Origin of the sequence: Streptomyces sp. NPDC055243 (assembly GCF_044544025.1) — a bacterium.
Lineage (GTDB): Bacteria > Actinomycetota > Actinomycetes > Streptomycetales > Streptomycetaceae > Streptomyces.
The window spans coordinates 1-5,350 of record NZ_JBITWR010000038.1 but is presented as its reverse complement, the minus strand read 5'-3'; the positions used below and the strand labels follow the sequence as shown (position 1 = coordinate 5,350).

The following is a 5,350-nucleotide window of genomic DNA, read 5'->3' as shown; positions in this document are numbered from 1 at the left end:
AATTCGGAAGAGGAATAGATGAACTTCGAACCTTCGGAAAAGGTTAAGGACCTGCAGCGCCGTGTTTCGGCATTCATGCATCAATATGTGTACCCCAACGAGGAACGTTACGAGCGAGAAGTCTGCGACGGCGACCGTTGGCAGCCGATCGCGCTCATTGAAGAGCTGAAGGCGCACGCGAAGGACCAAGGTTTGTGGAATCTGTTTCTGCCCGATTCGGAACATGGGGCGGGACTGACGAACGTCGAATACGCTCCCCTTTGCGAAATCATGGGCCGGGTGCCATGGGCACCGGAGGTTTTCAACTGTTCGGCACCTGACACAGGCAACATGGAAGTGCTGGTCCGTTACGGCACGCAGGAGCAGAAGAAGACGTGGCTCGAGCCGTTGCTGCGTGGCGAGATTCGCTCGGCGTTCGCAATGACCGAGCCACTTGTGGCCTCGTCCGATGCAACGAACATCGAGAGCTCGATCGTGCGTGACGGTGACGAATACGTGATCAATGGCAGGAAATGGTGGACTTCTGGTGCCAACGATCCACGCTGCAAAGTCTTCATTTTCATGGGCAAGACGGACCCTGACGCGGCAGAGCGCTATCGTCAGCAAGGGATGATCCTCGTGCCGCGCGACGCGCCCGGCGTGACGATTCTTCGCCATCTGCCGGTGCTCGGTTTCGACGACGCGCCGCACGGGCATGCGGAAATCGTCTTCGAGAACGTACGTGTGCCGGTAACGAACATGCTGCTCGGCGAAGGGCGCGGCTTCGAGATTGCTCAAGGGCGTCTCGGCCCCGGTCGTATCCATCACTGCATGCGCCTGATCGGTCTCGCGGAGCGTGCACTCGAAGTGACGTGTACACGTAGCCTGTCGCGAACGGCGTTTGGACGGGCAATTGCCGACCAAACGGTGACGCAGCACCGCATTGCCGACGCACGTATCTCGATCGACCAGACGCGCTTACTGGTGCTGGATGCTGCGCACAAGATGGACGCGATCGGCAATAAGGCGGCCGCACGCGAAATTGCGATGATCAAGGTGGCAGCGCCCAGCATGGCATGCACAGTCATCGATTGGGCGATTCAGACCTGCGGGGGCTATGGAATGCAGGATCGCTTCCTGACGCACGCCTATGCTGCCGCACGGTCGCTGCGCATCGCGGACGGTCCGGATGAAGTGCATCGCAATCAGATAGGGCGAATGGAACTGGCCCGTTATCGGGGCTCGAGATGAGCGGCACTACAAGAATTTCGTGTTCGCCTTCAAAAAAGGCCGAACGTTCGAGTGTTTATTTGATTTTGGATCCAATCGAGCTGTCTGTATCGAACTGGCAGCGACATAGCTCAACCTGGATGCACGGTACCCCGTCCCGTGCGCCGCACATACAAAGGAAGGGAACATGACAGCGCACTACAGGGTGCACGATGACGTGGCGGTTATCACGCTCGACAACCCACCGGTCAATGGGCTCGGGCACACGACACGTCTCGCCATCGTCGAGGCAATGGCCGCAGCAGCAGCCGACGCGGGTGTACGGGCCATTGTCATTACTGGGGCAGACAGCGGCTTCTCGGCCGGAGCGGACATCCGGGAATTCGGCACGCCGAAAGCAACGCAGGAACCGAGCATTCATACGGTCATACGAGCGATTGTTGATTTCCACCGAGTCTTAACCCACCGATTTCATCTAAATCTGACCCACCCCGAGACAGCGTAGTACATCTATTCCGGTGTGGATAACTCTTCGTTACCCGCTGGTTTTGCTGCTCTCTTTCTTGTCGTCTTCGCCTTGGCAGAACTGGTCCTGAAGCGCCACGATTCATTGCCCGTTTCAACGATGTGGCAGTGATGGGTGACGCGGTCCAGCAGCGCTGTCGTCATCTTTGCATCCCCGAACACGCTCGCCCACTCGCCGAAGCTGAGATTGGTCGTGATCGCGACGCTCGTGTGCTCGTAAAGCTTTGAGAGCAGATGGAACAGCAATGCACCGCCGGTCTGGCTGAACGGCAGATAGCCCAGCTCATCGAGAATCACCAGATCGACGTACATCAGCTTGTGGGCGACCTGGCCTTGTTTGCCGATGGACTTCTCCTGCTCCAGGGCGTTGGTCAGCTCGACGGTCGAGAAGTAGCGCACACGCTTGCCGTGGCGCTGTACGGCTTCGATTCCGATCGCTGAGGCGAGGTGCGTCTTGCCAGTGCCCGGACCACCGATGAACACGACGTTGTGCGCGCTTTCGAGGAACGACAGCTCGCTCAGTTCGCGCACCAGCGCTTCGTCGACGTGTGCCTGCGCGAAGTCGAAGCCCTTCAGGTCGCGGTGGGCCGGGAAGCGCGCAGCGGTCATTTGATAGGCAATCGAGCGCACCTGCCGTTCGGCGGTTTCAGCCATCAACAGCTGCTTCATGAAGCGCTCCGGCTCGAAGTCCGTGTGGCGCGACTGCGCGAGCAGCTCCGGCCACGTGCTCGCCATGCCGTGCAGTTTAAGACCCTTGAGCTGGGCCGCGATATCGTTAGACATGACGATCCTCCGGTGGGTTGGCACGCAGCGTCTCGTAACGGTTCACGTCGGCCGCGGGCTCTTCCTTGAGCTGGAGTTTCGTCGTGGCGAGGCTGCCATTCGTGACGGGCGCCTTCAGCCGGCTCAGCACGTTCAGGACGTGCTCTGCGCTGGGGCGTCCTGAATCCAGCGCAGCCTGTACGGCGAGCAGCACCGCATCGAGCCCGTGTTCGCGCACCGCAGCGAGCACCTGCGTCATGACGCGATCGCCGCCCGGGTGTTTCAGCAGATGCCGCTGCAGCAGTTGCAGCGGCTGCGGCATCGTGATGAACGGCGCGCCGTTGCGCAGTGCGCCGGGTTTGCGCTCGACCAACGTGACGTAGTGGCGCCAATCGTAGAAGGTCATGTGCCGCTCGAAGCTGCGTTCGTGGCGTGCGATCTCCTGGGCGTTGGCGACGACGCTGAGATATGCCGGATAGCAGCGCACGCTCACCAACTGGTTCGTGTACTCGGTGGGCACGCTGTAGCGGTTGCGTTGGAAGTGAATCAGGCTGGTCGACGAGACTCGCAGGGTCTGCTCGATGTAGCCGTCGAACGGCCGTGGATTGGGCATCAGCCGGGTACGCTCGTCCTGCAGCACATCCTCGACTGTCAGCTCAGGCCACTGCGGGTGCCGCATGTGCCACGCCTCACGACACTGACCAGCGACCCATTCGTTCAGGATCTCCAGCGTTTCCCAGCGCCGTAGCGCTGCTTCGTGCCAGATCTGACGTCGCCGGTCCTGAACGTTCTTCTCGACGATGCCTTTCTCCCAGCCTGCAGCCCGGTTGCAGAACTCCGGCTCGAACAGGTAGTGACTGCACATCGCTTCGAAGCGCGCGTTGACCGCACGCTCCTTGCCGCGGCCAACCTTGTCCACGGCGGTCTTCATGTTGTCGTAGATGCCGCGCCGCGGCACGCCGCCGAACGCGGCGAACGCGCGGGCGTGCGCATCGAACAGCATCTCGTGACTCTGTGTGGGATAGGCGACGAGCCAGAACGCGCGGCTGGAGTTAAGTTTGACGTGGGCGACCTCCAGGCGTCGCCGCAGCCCGCCAACAAACGCGTATTCGCAGCTCCAGTCAAACTGGAAGGCTTCGCCGGGTTCGAAGGCGAGCGGCACGAAGGCCTTCCTGCGAGGCGCCTCAGCCTGCTCCTCGTGCCAACGCCTCACGAACGCGCTCACCCGGCCGTAGCTGCCGGCGTAACCCTCGGCGCGGATCGCCTCGAACATGAACCGGGCGGTGCGCCGGTCACGCTTCGGGCGATGACTGTCGGCACGCAGCCAACCTGTCAGCTGTGCGGCCCAGTCGTCGATGACGCTCGGGCTGACGCGCTTCGGATACTTCGGCTCGACGGCATCAGTCTGCCGCAGCCAGCGGCGCACCGTGTTTCGGGACAGGCCCGTACGCCGCGCAATCTCGCGCAACGGGACCTTCTCGCGGAAATACATCCGCCTGATCTTGGCCAATATACCCACCGTGATCACCTTTGTATCCCCTGCTCAAAGATTGAGCAGAGCATTCAATCACGTGGGTCAAAATTCGATGAAAATTTCCAGCTCTAGTGGGTCAGTTCTGCCCGGACATCAACAGACGGGTTGAATCCGCAGTCGATCACCGCCATTGGCAACGAGCGGTCGTATTGTCCGAGACCTGATCTGACGTTGACTGACCGGTCAGGTCTCGGCCTATACAGTTGATGATTACCGTGATCTCTCGCAGGCTCGAACGTCGAGGCAATCTCTATCTGGCACTGCAGATCAAACATGCGTGATCAGAGTGACCGAATCTATTCGAACTCGCCGCCGCCCGTACCGTTGCTCGATGTTTAAGCACACATTCTCCAACGGTTTGACGGTCAACGAGTTCGTGTGCGGCCTAAGGGACGCCATCTCGATCCACGAGCGCCACTTGTTCACTGGTCCTGATCTGTGCGTAAGTGTTTGATTTTTCGGGTGTTATAAAGTTTGCTTCGGTCGGAGGCCAACTTTTCTGCGAATTTTATAGGAAAAGGCCACCTTTTCTGCCACTTTTCCCGAGCGAAATTCTCAGAAAAGGTGCTCAAGCTATTGATTCATATGGACCGCAGAGACCACCTTTTCTGCGAACCTACAGGGGGACTGGCGGCTCGCGGCGGAGATTGCCGCCGATGCGTTTCATCCAGCTCGACGGCGCGTCGATCACGACGATCGGACGGTCGGCGCGTTGCCGGTTCTGCAGACGTTGCCGGCAATTGATCGTGACGCAGCGGCGTGCCGGCACGTATTCGCGCGCCGACGGCCCCGCGAGGCATTGGCCGTGAGGGACCCGAGTTTCCCAGTATTTGATGTCATGCAACCTAATAAAATACCGGCGATCATTATTTAAATCGTTTGAACTGTTTAATTTATTTTCTTTCGATCAAACAAATTTTCCGTGCCGGCAAAGGTATTTAAATCGGCTCCATCATCCAATGTGGTGTTCCCGCGCAATGCAAGCCTGCTATGGGTCGCGATGAAATGAATATTTCCGACCCTCTATATCGGAATTGAAACTCGTTGAAAATGTAAAGCATTGCAATATCAAGGCGGCATTTGAGTATTTCGATTGCGACGTACGATTTTGTTTGGCAGGATTTTCATCAGGTTACTCGATTTTAAAACAACAAAACAACCGGCCATTCAAACAGTCGAAATAATGCGCGCCAGATGAGCAACGATTCGAAAGGAAGCTGACGAAGAAACTGGTTACGAGGCGGCGAACGGTCCACACCGTTCGCGATCACTGAATCAACCGTTTTCCCGGGCGTCGACGCGTCACTCCGGCGATCCGGG

The 5,350-nt window shown here is 58.8% G+C and carries 5 protein-coding genes; 2 read left to right on the top strand and 3 right to left on the bottom strand.

The window, feature by feature from the left end; translation table 11 throughout:
* Positions 1-18: 18 nt before the first annotated feature.
* Together ACIGXX_RS44045 and ACIGXX_RS44040 are read left to right on the top strand one after the other, a co-directional pair.
* A complete protein-coding gene (locus ACIGXX_RS44045) occupies positions 19-1,230 on the top strand; it encodes an acyl-CoA dehydrogenase family protein (protein WP_105819075.1) in 1,212 nt (403 codons plus the stop codon).
* A gap of 166 nt (positions 1,231-1,396) precedes the next feature.
* Positions 1,397-1,714, top strand: coding sequence for an enoyl-CoA hydratase-related protein (locus ACIGXX_RS44040; RefSeq protein ID WP_364870190.1), 318 nt, complete (start codon positions 1,397-1,399; stop codon positions 1,712-1,714).
* Positions 1,715-1,719: 5 nt separating this feature from the next.
* Here the strand turns inward: ACIGXX_RS44040 and istB are convergent, their stop codons facing one another.
* The 3 genes from istB to ACIGXX_RS44025 form a co-directional block, all read right to left on the bottom strand.
* A complete protein-coding gene (gene istB, locus ACIGXX_RS44035; RefSeq protein ID WP_059740757.1) occupies positions 1,720-2,517 on the bottom strand; it encodes an IS21-like element helper ATPase IstB in 798 nt (265 codons plus the stop codon).
* A complete protein-coding gene (gene istA, locus ACIGXX_RS44030) occupies positions 2,510-4,015 on the bottom strand; it encodes an IS21 family transposase (protein WP_132020947.1) in 1,506 nt (501 codons plus the stop codon). The genes istB and istA overlap by 8 nt, the downstream gene beginning before the upstream one ends.
* 631 nt (positions 4,016-4,646) lie before the next feature.
* Positions 4,647-4,874, bottom strand: a complete 228-nt coding sequence (locus tag ACIGXX_RS44025) for a hypothetical protein (RefSeq protein WP_105815179.1) — start codon at positions 4,872-4,874, stop codon at positions 4,647-4,649.
* Positions 4,875-5,350 lie beyond the last annotated feature (476 nt).